Below are 23,519 nucleotides of genomic sequence, written 5' to 3'. Positions count from 1 at the left end.
TTATTCATTGGTTATTCTTTTCTTATTTTCATGACGCGTGTACTCGTAATCCAGCCCTTTTCATTTCTCATATTCACAAAGAACGAAACAGCATGCTTTGGAAGACGTATCATTGCTTTGTTGTTTATTGCATCCAACGATGCGGGGATCGTCTCCCATTTGGTAATCCTCCAATCCCTATCGTCCTTACACCAATACAACGTAGCTTCCAGAATCGGAACGGATGAGGCATAATGTACGCTGAACCAATCACCCTCGAACTGTTCTCCACGTATCTCAGTAAGTGCCGGTCCCCCCTTAGCGATACTATCAGCAAATGCATAGACCTCACTGCATGTCCATGCATCCTTGTATGAATGCCCAAGACCCGGATGAAGACTTAATCTGCTATGTCTGTTAATCGGGTAACAGTTGAGATGCTCTTCATAGGACTTGTTGAAAATGGATAGCGGAAAATGTGTATCATTACTCCCGTTAAGCCACAACATCGGTAGTCGACTCCCGGAGAGGTAAGTAGAGGGATCCCATAATAAACGAATACGTTCAGCATCTACCTCCGGCATAGAAGCAAAGCCCATTCCATAATAGGAACCTGGTTCATATAAATACCCACATCCATAAACAGGCATGGCAAAAGAAAGCCTAGTATCCAGTCCTGCTACCAAACTTGTGATGATCCCTCCCCAGGAAATTCCGGTTATGCCTACTCGATGTTTATCCACCCCTTTGAAGGAGCCGAGAAGTGAATGGGCCTTTATTACGGCAGCTACCGCATGATACATCCATTGGTCCTCTACAGGCTGCTCGTAATCGGCAAATACACCTTGCTTCACTGGTCCGCTCCATGGATGTGAAGGCCATTCCATTCGTTCTGTGTGTTCCTCATCCCCGTATGGAACATGTCCTTCCAGATCCATGGCAATCGCAGCATACCCCCTTGCCATCCATTCTTTCACCCAGCTCTTATATGCTGTGCCAGCTCCACCATGGACCAATATAAGAGCTGGCACTTCCTCGTCCGGAGAGATTGAGTCCGGGATTCCATAGTAGGCAAATATGCGAGTAGCACGTCCTTTGTATGAAACACCCTCATAGAATAAGGAATTAACTCCGGTATGTAGATCTTCGGAGAGTTGGAATCGTTCAGGTACTTCGTATAATTGCTCCAGATTCCAAGGCGGCTTTCCAGAAATGGAACAGTCACCTCCTTGAATTGATAATGATTTTCTTTCTCAATGATTATCATATCATTCAATGCTCCGTCCAAACATGGATATTTAAACGGATTGAACTGGACTTTGGTCAGCCAAATAACCGCATAAAGTAAGAAAGTGCCCGATCATGCGACCAAGCTGAATACTCGAATAATTTTTCGGTTCCCACCTCATACACATGCTCATGTCTCACCGCTGCCAAACGTTGCCATTGTTCGCTGATCTGAAGTGCCCTCCATTCCTTGACTGCCTGCTCTGTGGAATCCACCATGATAATGAGGATGTCTGCATCGTAGTTTTCCAGTGCTTCTTTCGTCACTGATTCAAAAACAGTGATCTCGTCGAGACGATGTGTAGCCGTCAGTCCAAAATCATTATAGAGGACCGCGCCAGCATTACGTTTTCCATAAATCCGGTACTCCGTATCAGTAATTCGCCATATATTTACGGTAGCTCCACCAATTTTACGTCTAACTTTGTGATAGACTGTCTCTGCTTTTCTGTCGTATTCTGCCAACCATCCCTCAGCCTCTTCTCGTTGCTCCATCACTTCTGCAATGGTTCGCAGCTGTTGTCGCCAGTCCGCCGATAACCACGGGATGGGGACCGTAGGCGCAATATGCTCCAGCTCTTTTCGTGCCTGTTCTGCCAGACTGTCAGTGCAAAAAATAAGGTTGGGCTCCGCCACACGTAATCTTTCCACATTTTCTTGCCAAATTGCCCCCTCCCCAAGCTCATAAGAGTGCAGCCGGGTCATGCGATTGTATAACTCGTGATTGGGATAAAAAGCCGCCGCCTTTGGAAGCAGACCAAGCGCCAGTAAACTACCCGAGATCGGATCAGATACACTTGCGATGCTGTATCTACGGCTTTTGACAAAAGCGATTGGTGAAAGGCCCATCTTCTGTTTGAATCTCCTGCTAAAATAAAATTCATCTTCGTAGCCGACACGAACTGCGGTCTCTTTTACACCGTCACCTGATAAAAGCAGTTCTCTTGCACGTTTCATTCTGATGTCCATCAGATACGTTGTAGGCGTCTTTCCTATATAATGTTGAAATGCCCACGAAAAATATCCCGGGCTCAGTCCAGCCAGCTTGGCCAGTTCATTACGCTTCAGTTCATGCTCCAGATGTTCACTCATAAATTCGGATACGCGTGTAATGGCAGCAGCCGTAGTTTCTATGCTCTGTGATTTTACTTCGGCTTGAACAAGCGAAGACATCAGACCATATAATTCGGCCTGTCTGCTGAATTGATCCTCTTCGCCAGCAGCGTCAGATTGAATCAATCGACTGCATGAGATGGCGAGTTGTTGTTGGTCTTTACACCAGAATAAGCCTCTCATACAATCTTTGCTTGTGATTACTTGCTGTTCCCCGACAATCTCGTATATTTCAAACCGGATCAAAAAGCCTGTTAACACTTGCTCATCAGCCATCAGCCTGAACCCATCCCCTGAAGGAAGTAAATAAACTTCTCCTTGGTTTAGTGGCGAAATGTGTTCATTGGTGAGTAGTGTTCCCGTGCCGCCCATACACAGGATAGCCGTGTGTTCACCTGCAACGGGATGAACAGATTCTCCATTCCGGGACACTTCAAACGTATCGATACTGCTATATTTAAGCAATTGAACTGCCTTCTTCTCATTGCCTTTCATCGCAACCCTACTTTCCCCACAGCATGATATGTATTTTTAATTATGGTTATCTACCTTAATGATAATGATTTTCACTCAATATACAAACTGGAAAATCTAGCTTATCTGGAGAAAAGAAGAAACACTCAAAACAAAAAAAGCCAGTACCCGCTGTAACAGCGGATACCGGCAAAATCGCTGCATGAATGCAGCTCATTATCGGAAAAAGAAAAACCTCAAATCCGGAGGAAACCCCGGCAAAATTACGCTTGAATGCTTTGAACCAATTCAACGACTTGTTCAGCCGTTTGCATATCCAGAGCTTTAGCAGCCAGTTCCTGCATATCCGCACGGGACAGCTTGGTGATCTGACTACGGGCTGGCAGAATGGAGGTTGCGCTCATGCTGAACTCATCCAATCCAAGACCGAGCAGCAATGGAATTGCTGTTTCGTCTCCTGCCATCTCACCGCACATGCCAACCCATTTGCCTTCACGATGTGCTGCATCGATAACCATTTTAACCAAACGCAAAATGGCCGGGTTGTAAGGTTGGTACAGATACGATACGCGTTCGTTCATACGGTCTGCAGCCATAGTGTATTGAATCAGATCGTTCGTTCCGATACTGAAGAAATCCACTTCTTTGGCAAACTGATCTGCGAGAACTGCCGTCGAAGGAATTTCGACCATGATTCCGAGTTGAATGCTGTCAGAAACAGCAATACCTTCAGCAACCAGCTTCTCTTTCTCTTCGAGCAAGACAGCTTTTGCTTCACGGAATTCACCCAGTGTTGCGATCATTGGGAACATAACACGCAGGTTTCCATGTACACTTGCACGCAGCAATGCACGCAATTGTGTACGGAAGATATCCAGACGGTCCAGACACAGACGAACTGCGCGGAAGCCGAGGAATGGGTTCATTTCTTTTGGCAGATCCAGGTATGGAAGCTCTTTGTCTCCACCGATGTCGAGGGTACGAACAACGACAGGTTTGCCTTCCATTTTTTCCAGTACCGCTTTGTATGCATTGTACTGAATATCTTCGGAAGGAAGCTTGTCTCTGCCCATGTACAAGAACTCGGTACGGTACAGGCCTACAGCCTCGCCACCGTTCTCCAGAACACCCGTTACATCATTCGGTGTACCGATGTTGGCTGCAAGTTCAACATGAACGTTGTCCACTGTTACTGTTGGCTCATCACGTAATTTTCTCCACTCAGCACGTTGTGCATCATACTGCTCCTGTTTGGAACGGTATTCAGCAATAACTTCATCCGTAGGGTTAACCAGCACGTGACCATCCAGACCATCAACAATGATCATATCGCCTTGCTTCGCTTGAGCCAGGATGTCCTTTGTTCCAACGACAGCCGGAATTTCAAGAGAGCGAGCCATGATCGCGGAGTGAGAAGTACGTCCACCAATATTGGTTGCGAAACCTTTAACAAATTGGCGGTTCAATTGAGCCGTGTCGGAAGGCGTCAGATCCTCCGCAAGCACGATCACTTCTTCGTTAATCTCAGCCGGACTCATAAAGTCGATACCAAGCAAGTGATTTAGCACACGTTTGGTAACGTCACGCATATCTGCTGCACGTTCCTGTAAGTATGCACTCTTCATGTTCTCAAACATGGAGATAAATTGCGATGCCGTTTCGTTCAGTGCAAATTCCGCATTGATCATGTTATCGGCAATACTTGCTTTAACCGGATCAATCAATTCCGGGTCATTCAGAATGAGCAAATGCGAAGCAAAAATCTCAGCTTTTTTCTCGCCAAGCTCTTGTAAAGTACGCTCTTTGATCGCCTCAAGCTCAGCCTGGGACTTGCCCAGAGCTGAGTCGAGTTTCGCGATCTCTGCGTCAACGTCGGTAATTTGGCGTTTTTCTACAGAGTAGTCAGGATGCTCCAAGATAAACGCCTTGGCGATAGCAATACCCGCCGAAGCCGCGATCCCGGAGACATTAAGCATTAATTTCGCCCAACCCTTCGTTAACCATAACGTCAGTCAAAGCTTGAAGAGCTTCAGCTTCGCCTTCACCTTCAACGATGATGCTGATGGTGTCGCCTTGTTCCAATCCGAGGGAAAGAACACCCAGGATGGATTTCAAAGTTACTTTTTTACCGTTAGCTTCTGCAAAGGATTCTGCACCTTTGAATTTGTTTGCTGTATTAACCAGGGCTGTCGCCGGGCGTGCGTGGATACCATCTTCGTCTGTAATTCTGAATGTTTGTTGCATTACAATCATCTCACTTTCAGTAGTTTGGTTTAGGCATTGCATATATTTACACTTGCTTGCCATTGTCGTAACACTTCTTATTTTATCTCAATGATTGGCTGATCGCCAACTTTCAGCACTCCACTCTTCTTCAGGGTTACCGTGGAGCCTTCTGGCAGGTTGGTGAAGATAACTGGTGAAATGATCGATGGAGCGTTCGCTTTGACATACTCCAGATCAACTTCCATAATCGGCTGACCCGCCGATACCAGATCACCTTCCTGTACCAGTACGTTAAAGCCTTGACCCTTCAGCTTCACCGTATTGACACCTATATGAACAAGCACTTCCTTGCCTCCGTCGGACATGATACCCACGGCATGTTTGCTTGGAAATACATTAAACACTTTACCATACACAGGAGAAGCTATTGTGCCATCATGTGGCAAAATTGCGAAACCATCACCTGTCATTTTCTCGGCAAACACGGGATCAGGTACATTCGAGATGTCCAGCAATTCACCATTGACTGGCATTACGATGTCCTCAGCAACGATGCGCTCGCCTTGCTCACCCTGCGCCTTCTCCTCTTCTGGAGTTGGCTTGGCAGCTACTGGCGTTGGCGCTGGTGTTCGACCTGCGATAATATCCTGCATTTGAGATTTGATCGTGTCGGAACGGGTTCCGAAGATGGCTTGAACATTATTACCCACTTCAAGCACACCAGATGCACCCAATTGTTTCAAACGATCTTTTTTCACATTGGATTTCTCATTAACTTCAATCCGCAAACGAGTAATACAAGCGTCCAGATGTTTGATATTCTCTTTGCCACCAAAAGCTTCGAGAATGTTATGAGGCAGGTCATCCGTTGAACCAGATCCTCCGCCAGATTCGGTTTCAGGCGTTGCTTCTTCACGTCCTGGTGTTTTGAGATTGAATTTGCGAATGATAAACCGGAAACCGAAGTAATAGATTACCGCAAGAATCAATCCGACAATAATAACGTCCCACCATGGTGTCCGGTTCGGAATAATACCAAAGATCAGGAAGTCAATGAACCCACCGGAGAAGGTCATACCGATCTTAACACCCAGAATTTGCATGGTCATGAAAGACAAACCTGCAAAGATACAGTGCACTGCGAACAGGATTGGTGCTACAAACAGGAACGAGAATTCAAGTGGTTCTGTGATACCTGTCAGGAACGAGGTCAGCGCGGCTGAACCCATGATACCTGCAACATACTTTTTGTGTTCCGGTCTTGCTTCATGGTACATCGCAAGAGCGGCCGCTGGCAAACCAAACATCATGAACGGGAATTTACCAACTTGGAACGTTCCCGCTGTGAGGTTCACACCATCACGCAATTGATTGAAGAAGATTTGCTGGTCACCACGAATGACATCTCCAGCTTTGTTCACGTACTCACCGAACTCAAACCAGAATGGAGAGTAGAAAATGTGGTGAAGACCAAACGGAATTAGTGACCGTTCCACAACTCCGAAGATGAATGCCGACAATGTCGGGCTTGTATCTACCATGAAGTGAGACACAGCATTCAACCCATTTTGAATCGGTGGCCAGATAACTACGAGAAGTAACCCAAGCAAGAGGGATACAACCGAAGTGATAATCGGAACGAATCGTTTACCGGCAAAGAAACCCAGGTAAGACGGCAGTTCGATTTTGAAAAATCGATTGTAACACAGCGCGGCGGCGATACCTATGATAATACCTCCGAACACGCCTGTACTTAATGTTGGGATACCCAAAATGCTGGCATAGCCTGGCACTTCACCGATCATTGCCGGAGTAACCCCTACCGCGGTACCCAATGTGACGTTCATAACCAGATAACCGATGATGGCCGCGAGACCTGCAACCCCTTCGCCACCAGCCAATCCGACGGCTACACCGACGGCGAACAGCAATGCCAGATTATCGAATACGATCTGACCCGCGTTCATCATAATTGTTGCGATCGAATTCACCCAAGGGGTGTCGAGCGCCGTTACATATTGCAAGAAATCTGGATTAACCAGCATGTTACCGATTCCGAGCAGCAATCCTGCCGCTGGCAGAATGGCTACAGGTAACATAAGAGCTTTACCAACTCTTTGCAATACACCAAAAAGCTTTTTAAACATCGCGTCGTATCTCCCTTTCGTCTAAGTTTGTATGTCGTGATGCAAGCAAGGAAACACAAAAAAGGCATGAATTAATAAAGTTAACTGTGCCAACCTTGGGGTATAGCATACCCTGTACAAGGAAAGAACAATCACACTTTAATTAACTCATGCCTGATCGAGTCAGTAACACGTCGCTTATGTTTATTCAGTTGCTTGATTACGGACACCATTGTAGCACCAGTTACAATCCATTGCAAGCCTTTACACCAAAAAAATAATTCTGGCATTCCATCACTGGAATGATTTCACTTATTCTCTTCTTCCTTCCGCTGATTAAGCCGTTGCAGATGAATGGTCAAATACCCTACTTCGGCAGGGTAAACTGGAAGCTTCAGCCTTTTCTCCATCACTTTGGTCAGTTTCCATGCAAGCGAGTACATTTCGGGATACTCCAACTTAAGCAGGGAATCCAACTTATGAAGTTCTTCCACTTTGTCTCCACGGCGAACACGCTCTAGGGCGAAACGAAGATGAGTCAGCAAACGCGAGTAATCAAGCGATTCCGTTTCAAACGAATAATCGAGTTGATCGGACACCAGGTTCACCAAATCAGTGATCAATTGTGAATGTTCACGTACCTGGGATATATTTTGATTGGTCATTGCACTATAGATATGAAGGGCAACAAAACCAATCTCGTCCATCCCCAAATCAACGCCCATTCTCTCTTTGATCAGACGAACAGCGTAATCCGCCATTCGATATTCTTCAGGATAAATCTCGCGGGTTTCATATAAAAATGGATTTTGTATGACAATGCCCTGCTCCTTGCGTTTTAACGCGAAAGAAATATGATCGGTTAATGCAATATGGATATGTTCATTCAGAGGAACATCCGTACGCTCTGCAATATACGTAATAACTTCGTTAATAATCTCGATCAGTGCTTCATCCACCTGTGGAAGAAGCTGTTTGTACTGCTCTTGCTCCTGCTGGTTTTTCAAAATGAACATTTTCTCCACAGCCATCAATGGAATGTGATCACTCGGCTTTCGGTTAAAGCCAATGCCTTTACCAATAACAACGACTTCCCCGTGTTCAGGATGCTGTGCAATGATTACATTATTATTTAGCGCTTTATCTACATGCAGGCTGCTCATTGTTTGCACCTCTTTTTTCACACCTTCTTAGGTGCGATTAAGTCACACCCTGTTACGAACGAAAAGACACCCGGAGCGGGCAAACCGCGCCGGACGTCTCGCTTAAAAAGTAACAAAAATTCGCCTTAAGGTCAATAGAGCAACCATGCAAGATTCGAAGTGCTTCTTACTCGTCAACTCCAGCTTTTTCCACAATCTTGTCGATTATAGAAGGAGTTGTAACAGCCTCGCTCTGTTGAATGGCAACTGGGGCAGGTGATTTGGACTTGGTAAGGCCTTTAATCAGCTGCTCTACATCAATGCCGGATACGCTCTTGAGCATCTCTGGAGCTGTAGCCATAAGTTCGGTAACATAGTTACTCACTCGTGTGGCACCTTCACCCTTACCTGTATCTACCACCGTCAGTTTATCAATAGATGCAATCGGCTCTGCAATTTTGCCAGCCAGTTCAGGCAGCATTTTGACAATGATATCGAGTACAGCCGCTTCGCCAAACTTCTGGAACGCCTCGGCCAGTTTTTCCTTCGCTTCAGCTTCTGCAAGTCCCTTCAAACGGATAACTTCGGAGTCCGCTGTACCTTTTGCAAGTTCAGCATCCGCCATAGCCTGACCTTCAAGTCGCTTCTGTTCAGCTGTAGCTTTGGCGTGTGTTTCAATGGAGTACTGTACTGCATCTGCTTCACGCATTCTTTTAGCTTTGTCTGCTTCGGCAGCCTGCTCTACTGCATAACGATCTGCTTCTGCCTTTTTCTTTACTTCGGCGTCATATTGCTTCTCACGAACGATGATTTCCTTAGCCTGAAGGTCAATTTCCCGTTCCTTACGAACGAGTTCGACCTTCATTTCCTCTTCGACTACGGTTTGTCTAGCACGTGCTTCATGGATATGGTACGCCTGATCGGCTTCCGCTTTGGCTGTATCCTGATCCCGTTTAAACGTGGCTACTTTCAGTTCTTTCTCTTTGGCTGCCTCGGCGATATTGGTATCCCGCAGCAACTCTGCTTTTTGTCCCTGCTCTTCCGCATTGGCCTTCTGAATACGGGCATCACGCATCGCTTCCGCTTCAGCAATCTCGGCATCCCGTTTCACTGCAGCAATTCTCGGTTTACCGAGAGCATCCAGATAGCCCTGTTTGTCACGAACATCCTTGATGGTGAATGAGACAATTTGCAGTCCCATTTTCTTCAGATCTCTAGCGGCTACGCCTTGAACCTCTTGTGCGAATCGATCCCGGTTCCGATATACTTCTTCTACCGTCATTGTACCGAGGATGGCCCGCAAATGCCCCTCCAGTACCTCCTGTGCTTCGCTTCTCAGCGCATCCACAGGTTTACCGATAAATTGCTCGGCTGCGGTAGCAACGTCCTCTACAGCGCCACCCACCTTGATAATAGCGACACCATCAGCGATAACCGGAACACCTTGCTCCGTGTACACTTCAGGTGTGGAGACATCCAACTTGTGGGACAACAAGGAGATAAATTCGGATTGCTGGAATACCGGCAGGATAAATGCACCGCCACCACGAACAATCTTAATTTTTCGGCCAGAATCATCATCAGAGATATTTTTGCTACCCAAGAATGATCCCGTAACGATCATAGCCTCATCCGGTCCAACTGTTTTGTATCTCGCCCAGAAAGCCAAACCCAGAATCAGTATTACAGCAACCACAACTATTGGAATCAATAATACATCCCAATTCAAATTCAAATTTTCCATTCCACATCTCTCCCCTTAATTTAATCATGATGAGTGCTTAAGCTACTTAAGTGATTGAAATACGTTATAAATCTTTAAGTACATTTTCATCCCATTCTGACACACGCAATACGCCATCTACAACATCCACTACAACTACACGGGCTCCCACCGCAATGGGGAGGTGTTCAAAACTGGATGCCGTTTGAATCGTGCTACCTGATGCAAAGCGGATCATCACTTCGCCAAAACCTTTTTCCGGCACCGGAATGGTAATTTCCCCGATTTTCCCAGATAACTCTTTCATTGAAAATGCAATCGAGACATCGCTGTTACGCATCGGTTTGATATATGCGAAGAATACCAGCATGGCTGCAGCTATACCTATAAGAAGGGATAATATTAGACCCGACATGGCACTTAATGAACTGTAACGTGTCAACATAATGCCTGCCCCACCGAATGTTGTAATGGAACCCGCTAACACAACGGGTTTGAAAAAATCAAGACCTGGCATTTCGAAGGCTCCGTCCAGCAAGCCGTCAATCAAGTCACCTAGCACTAGGCTGACAACCGCAAATATTGCTCCTCCGATTAGACACCCCCAATAAATTGTCTCCATCCCCTTGTTCCTCCTCTCCTCTGCCGCAAATTCATCCTAACTGGGCATTCCACATGTAAATAAATACGTAGTTAACATTAAAATGTTTCAAAATCTTTCCTCAAATGTATTCTGGAGTCGATAATGGGTATTACATAAAAAAAACCGCAAGTCCCCATGAAGGAGACTTGCGGCTATTGAACAACAGGATGTGTCTACTCTTGTCAGTGATTATACAATTACAGAGAGGCCTTGTAGATCGATACAACATCTTCCCGTTGCAGTTTCTTAAAGTTACCGAATGGACCAAACAACATGGCTTTATCAGCCATAACATCGATCTGGCTATCATCGATATCATAATCAGCCAAACGGTTAGGGGCACCAATGGATGTCCAGAATTGGCTCAGCGCATCGATACCTTCTTCAGCAATCTGTTTGTCCGACTTGCCTTCAGGATTCACTTCAAATACATTAATTGCCAGACGTTTGAAGCGGTCCACATTGACATCCAGGTTATGTTTCATCCAGTGTGGGAACAAGATCGCAAGTCCACCACCATGTGGGATATCATATACTGCGGATACGGCATGTTCAATATTATGTGTTGCCCAGTCCCCTGCGAGACCCATATTCAGCACGCCATTCAGTGCCATTGTTCCGCAATACAGGATTGTTTCACGCAGTTCATAGTTCTCCAGATCTTCAACCAGACGCGGTGCTGCTTCCATGACAGTACGCAGAATCGTCTCACAGAAGCCCAGTTGAACCGGTGTATTGGCATCCAGATGGAAGTAATGCTCCAATACGTGAGACATCATATCGACCATACCGTATACCGTTTGGTCCAGTGGAACCGTGTATGTATTCACCGGATCCAGGATAGAGAATGCAGGGAATGAGTATGCACTGCCCCAACCCAATTTTTCTTGGGTATCCTGATTCGTAATAACCGAACCGGAGTTCATCTCCGAACCTGTTGCTGCCATCGTCAATACCGTACCCAGTGGAAGAGCGTCCTGTGCAACAGCTTTGCGCTGAGCAAAATCCCACATGTCGCCGTCATATTTAGCACCTACCGCAATAGCTTTGGAACAGTCCAGAACACTACCGCCACCTACAGCCAGGATCAGGTCAATGTTATTCGTTTTGCAAAGGTCTACCCCTTTATGCACCGTAGAAAGACGCGGGTTCGGTTCCACGCCAGCCAGTTCAGTCACTTCTGCTCCGGCTTCCTTAAGCAATCCGATCACCTGATCGTAAAGCCCACTGCGTTTGATACTGCCGCCACCATATACAAGCAGAACCCGTTTACCGTATTTCGGTACTTCTGTCTTTAATGCTTCCAGTTGCCCTTTACCGAAAATCAGACGGGTTGGATTATAAAATTGAAAAGATCTCATATCTATTGTCGCCTCCAATGGAGTTTAGAATTTTTGTGCAACTCCAATTATAGTACCCCGTTTATAGAAAAACAAATCGATAGCCACTCACTTTATAACAACCCGTTAATCTCCAGATGGGCTCGGAACATCTCACTGGTGGAAGGCAAATCTTCAGGTGCTACCCAAGTTTCAGATGCCCATAATCCAGCCTGTTTGAATGCCCGTGGACAATGGATAAAACACTCTTCCACATCTACAATGACAGCAGCACCTATCGTTTTGCCACTCCATCCCATGCTAGCGATAAATTCCTCATCCTTGGTGATCGATGCTCTACCATTAATGCGCAGCACTTCATTCAGACCCGGAATCAAAAAAAGCATACCAATACCTGGGTTAGACAACATGTTCAACAAGGAATCGATCCGCCGATTGCCTGGGCGTTCGGGATAGACGAGCCGGTATGTATCATACACTTTGACGAAGCCAGCTCCATCGCCCCGTGGTGACACATCACTTTTCCCATCATGATCGGACGTGGAAAGGAAAAATAATGGTGACATGGATAGAAAGTTCTGAACATGTGAATCCACAAATGATATTGCCTTGTTACGCACATGTTCATGGGGTTCACCCACCATGCCTTGCAGTTCCTCAGCATCTGTAATCAACGGAATATCCAATGCCTGCTTTTCCAAGTGATTAACCCCATTTCCTCAATTTATTGTGTCGCTCTAGGACTTCTCTCCATTATAACTTGCCCGGGAGTTCATTCCAATGCGTACAAATGTTAAGAACGACCAAGAACACCCCTCCTGATTGAGCGTGTGTTCTTGGGTTTGGTTCATTCTATTGATTCCTATTCAGTGTATCCCATGCTGCTCACAAAACGACGGAAAGCTTGACGTCCTGCTTCATCATGTTTGTAGACACCTGCATGCTCCAGAATCTCTGCAAATTTCAAACCGACTTCCTGTTGTACAATCGCAACGGCTTGTTCTTTATCCAGATTAGGCCCGAAACGCTCAATCAATTCTTCAGCCCAGCCCAGATGTTTGTTCAAGACATGCTCAGAAGCTTTGGCTTCCTCAGCAAGCTTGGCATCTCCAGCGAGGATATCCGCGATACTGTCCAGTTCTTCTTTCAAACGACCTGGCAGGATGGCAAGTCCCATCACTTCGATCAGACCAATGTTCTCTTTCTTGAGATGGTGCATCTCACGGTGCGGATGGAAAATCCCTTCAGGATGCACATCATTTGTACGATTGTTCCGTAAAACGAGATCCATCTCATAACCACCATCTGCACTACGACGAACAATCGGTGTTACCGTATTGTGCGGTACTTGTTCGCCGTCCACTTCACTGAATGCTTCGATATCCACAGCAGAATCACTATATAGCTTCCACGCTTCATATACTGCGTTACCCGCTTCAAGCAGCTCTGCAGGATCGTGTGAAGACAGACGCATCACGGACATCGGCCATTTTACGAGACTCAGTGTAAGTCCAGGTGCATCTGCATGGCGGAAGACCGCTTCTGGCTGTGCATTTTGAATGGCGAACGTATGACGACCACCCTGGAAATGGTCATGTGTCAAAATGGATCCACCTACAATCGGCAGATCCGCATTGGATCCGATAAAGTAATGCGGATACTCCCCGACAAAGGCAAGCAGTCTGCGCAGCGTATCTTTGGTCAGTTTCATCGGCACATGATCATGATGGAAAATGATGCAATGTTCGTTGTAGTACACATATGGCGAGTACTGGAACAACCACGGTTCGTTGTTAAGCTCCAGTGGAATAACTCTCAAATTCTGGCGGGCCGGGTGATTCACACGACCCGCGTAACCTACATTTTCGCGACACAACTGGCATTTCGGATAGACCGGTGGCGGAAGCAATTTCGCCATGGCAATTTCCTTGGGACTTTTCTCCGGTTTCGACAGGTTAATCGTAATCTCCATGTCTCCATAGGCTGTGTCCTGTGTCCAGTATACGTTCTTCGAGATCCGGTCCATCCGAATGTAGTTGGAGTTAATCGACAAGTCATAGAATTGGGATGTAGCCGCCTCAATGCCTTCTGTCTGCTCCGTGTGCCGGAAGGCGCGTACCACTTCGGATGGGCGTGCCATGAGATGACCCATGATTTTGGCATCCAGCAAATCACGGAACGTATCGCTATTTTCAGGAATGAGTCCAATGGTAAATCCATAATCAATCAATGTATCCAGCATAGCCTGTGGGCCATCGGGCACAGCGGTGCCCAACTCGCCGGCATAAGGCTCCGAGAATCCGAATTGTTCCAGCAGAAGGTTGCGGCTGTAATCCCAATCTGCTTCCTCGATTAACTGTTTCTGCAAGGCAAATGCAACCAGACGTTCAATGGCATGCAGTGCTTCCTGCTGCTCCGGTGTCCGCTCTGTGGCACCTGCTGCAATATGAGTCTGTGACATAAGGTGTTCGCCTCCTAGTTTTTTCCGTAGCCGTCAGGACGTGATTGGTGCCAGCTCCAAGCGCTTTGAATGACATCTTCCAGATTGGTCCATTTTGGATTCCAGCCCAGAACGGATCTCGCTTTTGCAGATGAAGCGACCAGCACTGCGGGGTCACCTGCACGACGTGGCTCCTGTACAACCGGGATATCGAGGCCCGTTACTTTTTTAGCTGTTTCAATCACTTGTTTTACCGAGAATCCTGTGCCGTTACCCAGGTTAAACACATTACTGTTCTCACCTTTGCGAAGATAATCTACTGCACGCAGATGTGCATCAGCCAAGTCGCTCACGTGGATGTAGTCACGGATACATGTTCCGTCTTCTGTTGCATAGTCGTCACCAAACACCGCGATATGCGAGCGTTGTTTCAATGCTGTTTGCAGTACGAGTGGAATCAGATGACTCTCTGGTTGGTGATCTTCACCAATTTTACCGCTCTCATGAGCACCGGCTGCATTGAAGTAACGCAGAGACACGTATTTGATATCCTGAACTTTATCGAACCATGACATCATGCGTTCCATCATCAGTTTCGTTTCACCGTAAACGTTGGTTGGCTCTGTACGATCGCTTTCTTCGATTGGCACTTTCTCAGGCTCACCGTAGGTCGCTGCCGTGGAAGAGAAGACGATACGACGTACATTTGCTGCATTCATCGCTTCCAACAGACACAGTGTACCAAACACGTTGTTGTCATAATACTTAACCGGGTCTTTCATACTTTCGCCAACGAGTGAGTTCGCTGCAAAATGAATGACTGCATCAATTGAATTCTCAGCGAACAGCTTTGCCAGAATTTCCTTGTCACGCAGATCCCCTTCATATAATTTACCGCCGAGCAACGCTTCACGATGCCCTGTCTGCAAGTTATCCAGTACAACAACCTCTTCCCCACGTTCCAACAATGCCGCTACCGTGTGAGAACCAATATACCCTGCTCCACCTGTCACCAAAATTGCCATTTTACTTCGCCTCCTTCAATTCTTTAACACCGTCACCTACGCCACACACATAAAAATCACCTTTGAGAGTGGTACGTGCTTCATATGCAGCGCCCACTTCGCTTACAAAACGCTCGACATCATTTTCATGCACAAGCGATACGGTACAACCGCCAAATCCTGCGCCAGTCATTCGGGCACCAAGCGTGCCTGGAATCCGCTGAGCTTCTTCAACCATAACATCCAGTTCATCACAGCTTACTTCGTACAAGTCGCGAAGTGATTCATGAGAAGCGTTCATCAATTTGCCGAAGGTTCCCAGATCATTACGCTGCAATGCTTCGACCGATGCGAGCACACGTGCATTCTCTTCCACAACATGTTGTGCGCGCTGTCTTACTTTCTCATCCTTGATCTGATCCTGTAGTGTTACGAACTGCTCTGGCGTCAATTGAGCCAGGTAATTCAGTGCAGGCAGCTGTTCCTTCAAGATGGCAAGTGCCTGCTCGCATTGAGAGCGACGTTCATTGTAAGCCGAGTCTACCAGACCCCGGCGTTTGTTCGTGTTACCGATGACCAATTTGTAGGCACCTGTACGGAAAGGTACCTTTTCGTACTCCAGTGTGTCACACATCAGCAGGATCGCGTGATCTTGCGCACCGTTTGCAACCGCGAACTGATCCATGATTCCGCAGTTAACACCTACGAACTCATTTTCTGCTTTCTGCGACAGGAGCGCCAGTTGAACCGTATCAATCTCCGACACGCCTTCCAGAGACTGTATCGCGAATCCGGTAAGTACCTCCAGAGATGCAGATGATGAAAGTCCTGCCCCGTTCGGAATCTCACCGTGGTACAGGAAGTCGTAACCTTTCGTTACATTTACGCCTTTGCCCTGCAATTCAACCATGACACCAACAGGATAGTCGGTCCATTCTTCCGTTTTCTCTTTGCCAATGGTGTGAATATCCAGTGCTCCTTCATAAGACATGTTCGTCGAAGCCAGCTGCAACTTGTTGTCCTGACGCTCACGGATCATTAATGTTGTGCCGAACTCAAGTGCTGCCGGAAGCACGTATCCACCATTATAGTCAATGTGCTCACCGATCAGATTCACACGCCCAGGCGCATGAAATACACGGATGTCCGCTCCACTATCTCCGTACTTCTCAATAAACTTTTGTTTCAATTCAGTTACGTTCACTGCTGGTGCACCTCGCCTCGTTGTTGTGGTTTTCTTAATGTTATTATATAAGAAAGCGATACCCGTTGTAATGCAACCATGTGTGTTTCATATGGATAAATGTGACCTTAAGGCGTATAATGATCGGAGCATCCCGGAAAGAAGGAAACAACTATGGCAGATCGATCCAACGCCAAGAAAGACTCTCTTACATCCAGTATTGAAAGAACACAGGAACCACCTTCCGTTAAAAGCGGAGCACTCAGTTATTCAGTCGCCTCCAATCCCGTTTATTATGAACAAGGGGCACTGCATGTCCTGTTTGCCGGCGCAAGCCAGACCCTTCCGGGTCACGCCCTCGGACCTAAATTGTTTGATTATTATCTGCTGCATTATGTAGAAAAAGGGGCGGGTACGTTCCGTACCGAACTGCACACCTACGAGTTATCCGCAGGTGATTGTTTCCTCATTCATCCCGGGCAACTGGTAAGCTACCAGTCTCATGCCCGCAACCCATGGCAATATCGCTGGATTGCCTTTACAGGCAGCCAGGCTGCACAGCATGCCGAGGAAGCGGGATTCCGCCCGGAGAAGTCCGTTTTTCATGCCGGGCCCTCTTGTGGAATATCCGATTGGTTGTCCGTGATGCAGGATGCTTTTGCCGAGCGCAAAGAAAGCTCCCATTTCACATCACTGGGTACGTTATATATGATTCTAGCTGAAGCACAGAATCACCTTTCGCAGGGCCAAACCTTAATTCCAGGTGAATCCTCCATCCGACGTACGGTGAAACAGATGATTCAATATATGTCCACCCAATATGCCTATCCTGTCTCCATTGAACAAATGTCTGCGAGTCTCGGCTACAACCGTGCGTATCTATCCCGTATTTTCAAACAGGAAACCGGACTTTCGCCAGTCACTTATCTGCTAAAACTGCGGATCGACAAGTCGCGTCAACTCCTCAGAGAACGCCCGGATCTGTCTATCGAACAGGTATCTGCATCGGTCGGACTGCCAGACGCGCTGTATTTCTCCAAACAGTTCAAACGATTTCACGGTGAAGCGCCAAGCCTGTATCGAGAGAAAATACTGTCCCGCCCAAGACATCAGGGATTACAGAACAATGCTCAACAAAACAAACGGTGAGCAGCATAACGGTCAAAGAATCATATACGACAAAAAAGGTGCATTCCGCCAATATGGCTAAGATGCACCTTTTGCACATTATTTATTTGTCATCAGGCTCTGGAGACAGAATGGATTCGACCCGTTCCAATTCTTCTGTAGAGAAATCCAGCTGGCTGAGTGCAGCCACATTCTCTTCAATCTGGGAAGGACGACTTGCTCCAATCAGCGCAGAAGTTACTCTGCCATTCCGCAGAACCCAGGAGAGTGCGAATTGGGCCAGGCTCTGACCACGGGCAGCTGCAATCTGGTTCAGTGCACGCACTTTGCGGAGCGTCTCTGGAGAAATGTTGTTCTCATTCAGGAATACCGATGGTCCTTTGGCGCGTGAATCTTCCGGGATGCCATTCAAGTATTTGTTCGTGAGCACACCTTGTGCCAGCGGACAGAAGGCAATACTGCCTGCTCCATATTCATCCAGAACATCTTGCAAATCATCTTCAATCCAGCGATCCAGCAGCGAGTATTTCGGTTGATGGATTAACAGGGGCGTACCCAGACCTTTCAGAATTTCGGCGGCCTGTCTCGTCTGCTCTGCAGGATAGTTGGAGATCCCTACATAGAGGGCTTTACCCGAGCGAACAATATGATCCAACGCCATCATTGTTTCTTCCAAAGGCGTTTCAGGATCATAGCGATGGGAATAGAAAATATCCACATAATCCAGGCCCATACGCTTCAAGCTCTGATTCAGACTGGATACCAGATTTTTGCGTGAACCCCACTCGCCATACGGCCCAGGCCACATATAATATCCCGCTTTGGTGGAGATTACCAGTTCATCCCGATAAGGTTTCAGATCCTGGACCAGTATCTGTCCAAAGAGTTGCTCTGCCGAACCTGCTGGTGGGCCATAATTGTTGGCAAGGTCAAAATGTGTAATACCCAGATCAAATGATCGGGTAATCATATTACGGCCATTCTCAGCGTTATTGATACCGCCAAAATTATGCCAAAGCCCCAGTGAAATCGCTGGCAGTTTCAAACCTGAACGCCCAACGCGGTTATATTTCATCGTTTCATAGCGAGTATCGCTTGCTACGTAGACCATTATGAATCCCTTCTTTCCCCAGGTTCCGCCTCTTGTGCCCGGTCTATGCCGGAGAATGCGGTTATTCAGTCCATACGTTTAACCAAGAAGCTGGTCCACATCATTCATTACCTCACCAATCGGCTGTGTAATCAGTAAATCCGCTCTACGGTCATAGGCAGTAGGTGTGGCGTTAAGAAGAACCGTATGTTTTCCCTGAAAATACGTAATTAACTGGGCTGCTGGATATACCGTCAGTGACGTGCCGCCCACGAGCAACAGGTCTGCGGAAGACAGTGCATCAATGGAACGATACAATGTCGTCTGATCCAGCTCCTCCTCGTATAGCACCACATCCGGCTTGATCACACCACCGCATGCGGTACAGCGAGGTACGGTATCTTGGGATTGTATAATATCATTCAGCGCATAAAACTGCTTGCAATCCATACAGGCATTACGATGAACTGAGCCATGTAGCTCCATGACATTACTGCTGCCTGCCTTCTGATGGAGTCCATCGATATTTTGCGTGATCACTGCCTGAAGTTTTCCCTCCTGCTCCAGACGGGCTAACAGTCGATGGCACCCATTCGGTTCCGCATCTGGATGAAGCATTTTACCTCGATAAAAATCATAAAAAATATCGGCATGTTGATCAAAAAAATGTCGACTTAACAACTCTTCAGGTGGATAAGGCGAGTGCTGCTCCGTCTGATACAGACCCGCAGCCGAACGGAAGTCGGGAATCCCGCTTTCCGTTGAAGTCCCAGCCCCTCCGAAAAAAACAATACGGGAACTTTCCTGAATCCAGGCAGCCAGTTGTTCAGTTGCGTTCATCCTCTCTCCTCCTTTATATACAATATAAATTGAACTAAAGAATATTTTACACTGACCACTCCGATGACAGAACAACCTTCCGATCGCTGTTATCCCCAGATTTTTTTGATTCCTTTTTTATAAAGGGTAAATCGGGTGATAGCATATGCTTCTGATGTAGCTTTCTTTCAGAAAGCTTTTAGACGAACGATCCACTTCTTCAGGTTATTTCTGCCCTCTCCGCTTCGTGTAAATATTTAAATCAATTCATATCGTTCAAGCAGTTAAATGGTGCTTATATAATTACGCTTATCTCATTATAATGACGGATAATGGCATGGGCATCAACCAGGTGCGATCCTTGATCTAACTGCGGATAGTAACCGAGCGAATAGCCTACCCCTGCGTTCCGCCCCATCTGCATATCCCCATTGCTGTCTCCAATTACAACGGCCTCCGCAGGATCGATATGTAATTCACGGCAAGCCAAGCGTGCTGCTTCTCCATCCGGTTTGCCCTTGGTCACCCGATCACAGCCTACAATGGATGTAAAAAAGGAACGGATTCCCATCCAATCCAGATGTGTCTCTGCTGCTGCTGTACTATCTGAAGTGACGACAGCCATAGGTATGTCTGCTGCTCTGCAACTCTGCAAGAAATCCAGCAATCCTGACATCGGCTGAGCCGATTTGCGCTCTCGTACCGATCTCATGGCTACACTTGAGAATTGGCGTATCGTTGTGATCGCTTCGTTCCATGGCATTCCTGCTGCATATAGCTGCCCGGCAAGCAATCCTGTGCACTCATCAACAGTTGCAATAGCGAGCGGGCCTTGCGGATCATAGCCGACAATATGACCTTCTGCATTATGAATGGTGCCCAGAACGTGCTCCCGTTCAACTGTAAATGAAGTTTCAAGCTCCTTCATACGTGACTGTAGCTGATTGAGCAACGTCTCTGCCCACGGTCCCCATAGCTGGAGAAATTCCAGCAGTGTTCCATCTTTGTCAAACAGGATACCTGTACATGGGATCTGCGCTCCATTCACTTGAAGCATGGTCATCCGTATCACCTCCATCAAGTTATGCTATATATGCATACAGCCCTTAATGCAGAATAATCAAAACCTACTTGATCGTACTTAACCAGGCCAGCACTGTCTTGACGGTCTGATTCAGCTGTTCTTCCCCACTCACTTCCGACTCGCCATCCCCTTTTTGATGACCATAATCACCGAACTGGGCGTGGTTTCCACCTTCAATGGTGTAGTACACCGTCTCCGCTGGCAAATACATACGTCCACTCTGATACTTGGTCATATTCACAACCTCATCTTTAGTACCCAAAATGGATAAGGCAGGTATTCCCAGCGTCATTACGCTTCCTTTTTCATCCGGGTAGGAAGCCAAGAAGAAGATGCCCTGTAGTGCATCAGGATGTGCGGCTACATATCGTGCAGCCATGGACCCACCGAGAGAGTGTCCACCCATAACGAATTGTTCGTCAGGATATGCGGCCAGAATCTCATCTGCCAAGTTCGGCTTGAGTACTGCCAGATTGACTGGCATTTTGGCTATAATGGTATGATGACCGGCAGCAGCCAACTCATGCGCAAGCGGCGCATAACTTTCCGGTTTTACCAGTCCGCCGGGGTAGAAAAGAACGCTCTTACCCGTCGGTTTGTCTGGCACAAAATCAATCCAGTTCTCTTGTTCGCTCACAGTCACCTGATTGGCTGTTTCCATGGCCATTTGAGCTGTTTCCTGTGGACCGTAGGGTGTGAATAATTTCCACGCAACAAATCCACATCCAATGACAATGAGCGCCAGAAGTACGAGCAGGAATTTCCCGATGCCCCTCTTCTTGCGCCCTGTATTATACCGATTTCTCAACGTTAATCACCTTTCTTCACTTCCGCAGGTGCCGCGGCTCACAGAATTGGGAGCCTTGTTCATCAGGCTCCCTTTCTCCGAATTGAAAAGTATTATTCAGCCTTGGCCTTGCGGTAAGCATCCATATATTGTTCCGCTTTGCGACGGACATGACTCAGGTCACCCGTCTTCACAGCTTCCGATGTCAAGTCGGAGCCGATACCAACGGCCACTGCTCCACCCTTGATCCAATCCCCCAGATTAGACAAGGAAACCCCTCCAGTTGGCATGAAATTTGCCTGCGGCATAGGGCCCTTCATCGTTTTGATAATCGAAGGATCATACAGATTCCCCGGGAACAACTTCACAATGTCCACACCGAGTTCCAATGCGCGTTGAACATCAGCAATTGTCATCACACCAGGCAGAATCGGAATTCGATACAGGTTGCAGATCTGAACAGTATCCGGATTCAGGGAAGGTCCGACTACAAACTCGGCACCAGACATGATGGCCGCTCTTGCCGTTTGCGGTTCTAGCACGGTTCCCGCACCAATAATTGCGAATTTCTCTGGATCTTGTGTGTTCCAATGGTATACACGGCTTAATTTTTCAATGGCTTTGAGAGCGCTGGGTACGGTCATCGTAATCTCGATAACTTTAATGCCACCCGCAATCGCTTGCTCGGCCATGGCAATGACTTGATCAGCAGAATCTGCACGCAGAACTGCCACAACCCCATTGTCCGTAATCTTTTGTAACAGCTGAAGTTTCTTCATTTCATTCTCTCCCTTGTCAATGTGGTGGTTGTGTATACAAGCCTTACATTATAAGAACGAAGATGAGCCATATATGATTTCAGCAGCGACTACCGCTCAACATGGGCAACGTTGTTCAGCTTGGCTTCGACCTGCCCCCACGTCGGGAGCGCCTCCCAATCGCCAACAGCCTGTATAACCATGGAACCGGTCAAATTGCCGAGACGGGTTGCTTCCTGCGGGGAGTATCCTTTTAACAAACCCGATAAAAATCCCGCGCAGAAACCATCTCCTGCTCCTACCGTATCCAGAACATAATCCGCCTTAAAGTACGGAACTTCCGTTAGGGTACCATTCGCCAATACGTAGGTCAAATCAGGACCACCCTTCACGATGCACACAGCATTCATGGAAGATAAACGCTCAAGTACTTTTTGATCATTATCTTCGTTATATAGAAGCTTCATCTCGTCCAGACCCGGTAAAAAGTAGTCCGCCAGTTCAGCTAAACGAAGTAACACTGGACGGGCTTCATCCGCAGACCATAGTTTGAGACGCAGATTTGGATCAAAGCTTACTTTCACCCCTGCCTGTTTGGCAATATGTATGGCAGCCTCTACCGTAGCAAGTCCAGACTGGCTAATCGCTGCCGTTATACCGGTAACATGCAATATCTTTGCCCCGGCAATATAACCGGGATCCAGATCTTCAGGTGTGATCGCACTTGCAGCAGACAGCTTCCTATAATAATGCACCGAGGCTTTCCCGGAAGCGTTCTCACGAATCATCAAACCAGTAGGCTCATGATCACTCAACCTTACCCGCGATACATCTACGCCTTCACCGCGAATGGCTTTCAGAATCATGCTGCCGATCGGATCATTGCCCAAACGTCCAAACCAGCCACTGGTATGACCGAGCCGGGATACGCCAATGGCCAGATTGCTCTCGGCACCCCCGAAAGACTTGTCCAGCGTGGCTGCATATTCCAGCCCTCTTGTATCCTTGGCAGTCAGCAAACCCATACTCTCTCCAAACGTAATAATTTCCGGGCTTGGATAGGGACTCGTTGACATGATTTCTTCCCTCCTTATATTTACATTTCCTCATCTTCTGTTACTATTGTCATCCTCTATGCAACCGTTGTCAATCCCGTAGCGTTCATTTTGTTGT

General features: G+C 47.1%; 20 protein-coding genes. 1 reads left to right on the top strand and 19 read right to left on the bottom strand.

Annotation, left to right across the window (positions count from 1 at the left end; all coding sequences use genetic code 11):
• Nucleotides 1-11 precede the first annotated feature (11 nt).
• The 13 genes from ACTHPG_RS14460 to ACTHPG_RS14400 all read right to left on the bottom strand — a co-directional run bounded on the left by ACTHPG_RS14460 (nucleotide 12) and on the right by ACTHPG_RS14400 (nucleotide 16,701).
• Complete coding sequence (locus ACTHPG_RS14460; protein WP_223868805.1) at nucleotides 12-1,169, bottom strand: alpha/beta hydrolase family protein; 1,158 nt, start codon at nucleotides 1,167-1,169, stop codon at nucleotides 12-14.
• 133 nt (nucleotides 1,170-1,302) lie between these two features.
• Nucleotides 1,303-2,874: a helix-turn-helix domain-containing protein gene (locus ACTHPG_RS14455; RefSeq protein ID WP_440390301.1), complete on the bottom strand. Its 1,572-nt coding sequence runs from the start codon at nucleotides 2,872-2,874 to the stop codon at nucleotides 1,303-1,305.
• A gap of 242 nt (nucleotides 2,875-3,116) precedes the next feature.
• A complete protein-coding gene (gene ptsP, locus ACTHPG_RS14450) occupies nucleotides 3,117-4,829 on the bottom strand; it encodes a phosphoenolpyruvate--protein phosphotransferase (protein WP_440390300.1) in 1,713 nt (570 codons plus the stop codon).
• The gene (locus ACTHPG_RS14445; protein ID WP_036617010.1) at nucleotides 4,822-5,097 is read right to left on the bottom strand and encodes an HPr family phosphocarrier protein; all 276 of its coding nucleotides are present in this window, start codon (nucleotides 5,095-5,097) and stop codon (nucleotides 4,822-4,824) included. The genes ptsP and ACTHPG_RS14445 overlap by 8 nt, the downstream gene beginning before the upstream one ends.
• 77 nt (nucleotides 5,098-5,174) lie before the next feature.
• The gene (gene ptsG / locus ACTHPG_RS14440; protein ID WP_440390299.1) at nucleotides 5,175-7,226 is read right to left on the bottom strand and encodes a glucose-specific PTS transporter subunit IIBC; all 2,052 of its coding nucleotides are present in this window, start codon (nucleotides 7,224-7,226) and stop codon (nucleotides 5,175-5,177) included.
• 287 nt (nucleotides 7,227-7,513) lie between these two features.
• Nucleotides 7,514-8,368 (bottom strand): glucose PTS transporter transcription antiterminator GlcT, encoded by an 855-nt coding sequence (gene glcT, locus ACTHPG_RS14435; protein WP_440390298.1) that lies wholly within the window; start codon nucleotides 8,366-8,368, stop codon nucleotides 7,514-7,516.
• A 166-nt stretch (nucleotides 8,369-8,534) separates the two neighbouring features.
• Nucleotides 8,535-10,091, bottom strand: coding sequence for a flotillin family protein (locus ACTHPG_RS14430; RefSeq protein WP_440390297.1), 1,557 nt, complete (start codon nucleotides 10,089-10,091; stop codon nucleotides 8,535-8,537).
• Nucleotides 10,092-10,155: 64 nt separating this feature from the next.
• On the bottom strand, nucleotides 10,156-10,692 hold the full coding sequence (locus ACTHPG_RS14425) for a protease (RefSeq protein WP_440390296.1): 537 nt from the start codon (nucleotides 10,690-10,692) through the stop codon (nucleotides 10,156-10,158).
• Between the two features lie 218 nt (nucleotides 10,693-10,910).
• Entirely contained in the window at nucleotides 10,911-12,074 is a 1,164-nt protein-coding gene (locus ACTHPG_RS14420) for an iron-containing alcohol dehydrogenase (RefSeq protein WP_440390295.1), read from the bottom strand.
• Nucleotides 12,075-12,166: 92 nt separating this feature from the next.
• On the bottom strand, nucleotides 12,167-12,754 hold the full coding sequence (locus ACTHPG_RS14415; protein ID WP_440390294.1) for an MSMEG_1061 family FMN-dependent PPOX-type flavoprotein: 588 nt from the start codon (nucleotides 12,752-12,754) through the stop codon (nucleotides 12,167-12,169).
• A 161-nt stretch (nucleotides 12,755-12,915) separates the two neighbouring features.
• Nucleotides 12,916-14,514 (bottom strand): UDP-glucose--hexose-1-phosphate uridylyltransferase, encoded by a 1,599-nt coding sequence (locus ACTHPG_RS14410; RefSeq protein WP_440390293.1) that lies wholly within the window; start codon nucleotides 14,512-14,514, stop codon nucleotides 12,916-12,918.
• 14 nt (nucleotides 14,515-14,528) lie between these two features.
• Nucleotides 14,529-15,518, bottom strand: a complete 990-nt coding sequence (galE, locus tag ACTHPG_RS14405) for a UDP-glucose 4-epimerase GalE (RefSeq protein WP_091020409.1) — start codon at nucleotides 15,516-15,518, stop codon at nucleotides 14,529-14,531.
• A 1-nt stretch (nucleotide 15,519) separates the two neighbouring features.
• Nucleotides 15,520-16,701 carry a galactokinase gene (locus tag ACTHPG_RS14400; protein ID WP_440390292.1) on the bottom strand — a complete coding sequence of 394 codons (1,182 nt, stop codon included), beginning with the start codon at nucleotides 16,699-16,701 and terminating at the stop codon, nucleotides 15,520-15,522.
• 153 nt (nucleotides 16,702-16,854) lie between these two features.
• On the opposite strand from ACTHPG_RS14400, the gene ACTHPG_RS14395 reads away from it, so the two are divergent.
• Nucleotides 16,855-17,829 (top strand): AraC family ligand binding domain-containing protein, encoded by a 975-nt coding sequence (locus ACTHPG_RS14395; protein ID WP_440390291.1) that lies wholly within the window; start codon nucleotides 16,855-16,857, stop codon nucleotides 17,827-17,829.
• An 82-nt stretch (nucleotides 17,830-17,911) separates the two neighbouring features.
• Here ACTHPG_RS14395 and mgrA read toward each other — a convergent pair whose 3' ends face one another.
• The 6 genes from mgrA to ACTHPG_RS14365 form a co-directional block, all read right to left on the bottom strand.
• A complete protein-coding gene (gene mgrA / locus ACTHPG_RS14390; RefSeq protein ID WP_440390290.1) occupies nucleotides 17,912-18,919 on the bottom strand; it encodes an L-glyceraldehyde 3-phosphate reductase in 1,008 nt (335 codons plus the stop codon).
• A gap of 78 nt (nucleotides 18,920-18,997) precedes the next feature.
• A complete protein-coding gene (locus ACTHPG_RS14385) occupies nucleotides 18,998-19,738 on the bottom strand; it encodes an NAD-dependent protein deacylase (RefSeq protein ID WP_440390289.1) in 741 nt (246 codons plus the stop codon).
• Nucleotides 19,739-20,012: 274 nt separating this feature from the next.
• Nucleotides 20,013-20,780 (bottom strand): HAD family hydrolase, encoded by a 768-nt coding sequence (locus tag ACTHPG_RS14380; RefSeq protein WP_440390288.1) that lies wholly within the window; start codon nucleotides 20,778-20,780, stop codon nucleotides 20,013-20,015.
• 64 nt (nucleotides 20,781-20,844) lie between these two features.
• Entirely contained in the window at nucleotides 20,845-21,609 is a 765-nt protein-coding gene (locus tag ACTHPG_RS14375) for an alpha/beta fold hydrolase (protein ID WP_440390287.1), read from the bottom strand.
• A gap of 92 nt (nucleotides 21,610-21,701) precedes the next feature.
• Nucleotides 21,702-22,367, bottom strand: coding sequence for a bifunctional 2-keto-4-hydroxyglutarate aldolase/2-keto-3-deoxy-6-phosphogluconate aldolase (locus ACTHPG_RS14370; RefSeq protein ID WP_017686833.1), 666 nt, complete (start codon nucleotides 22,365-22,367; stop codon nucleotides 21,702-21,704).
• A gap of 89 nt (nucleotides 22,368-22,456) precedes the next feature.
• A complete protein-coding gene (locus ACTHPG_RS14365) occupies nucleotides 22,457-23,422 on the bottom strand; it encodes a sugar kinase (RefSeq protein WP_440390286.1) in 966 nt (321 codons plus the stop codon).
• Nucleotides 23,423-23,519 lie beyond the last annotated feature (97 nt).

This window comes from Paenibacillus sp. SAF-068, from assembly GCF_051967555.1.
Taxonomy (GTDB): domain Bacteria; phylum Bacillota; class Bacilli; order Paenibacillales; family Paenibacillaceae; genus Paenibacillus.
This window is presented reverse-complemented; position numbering and strand designations above follow the sequence as displayed.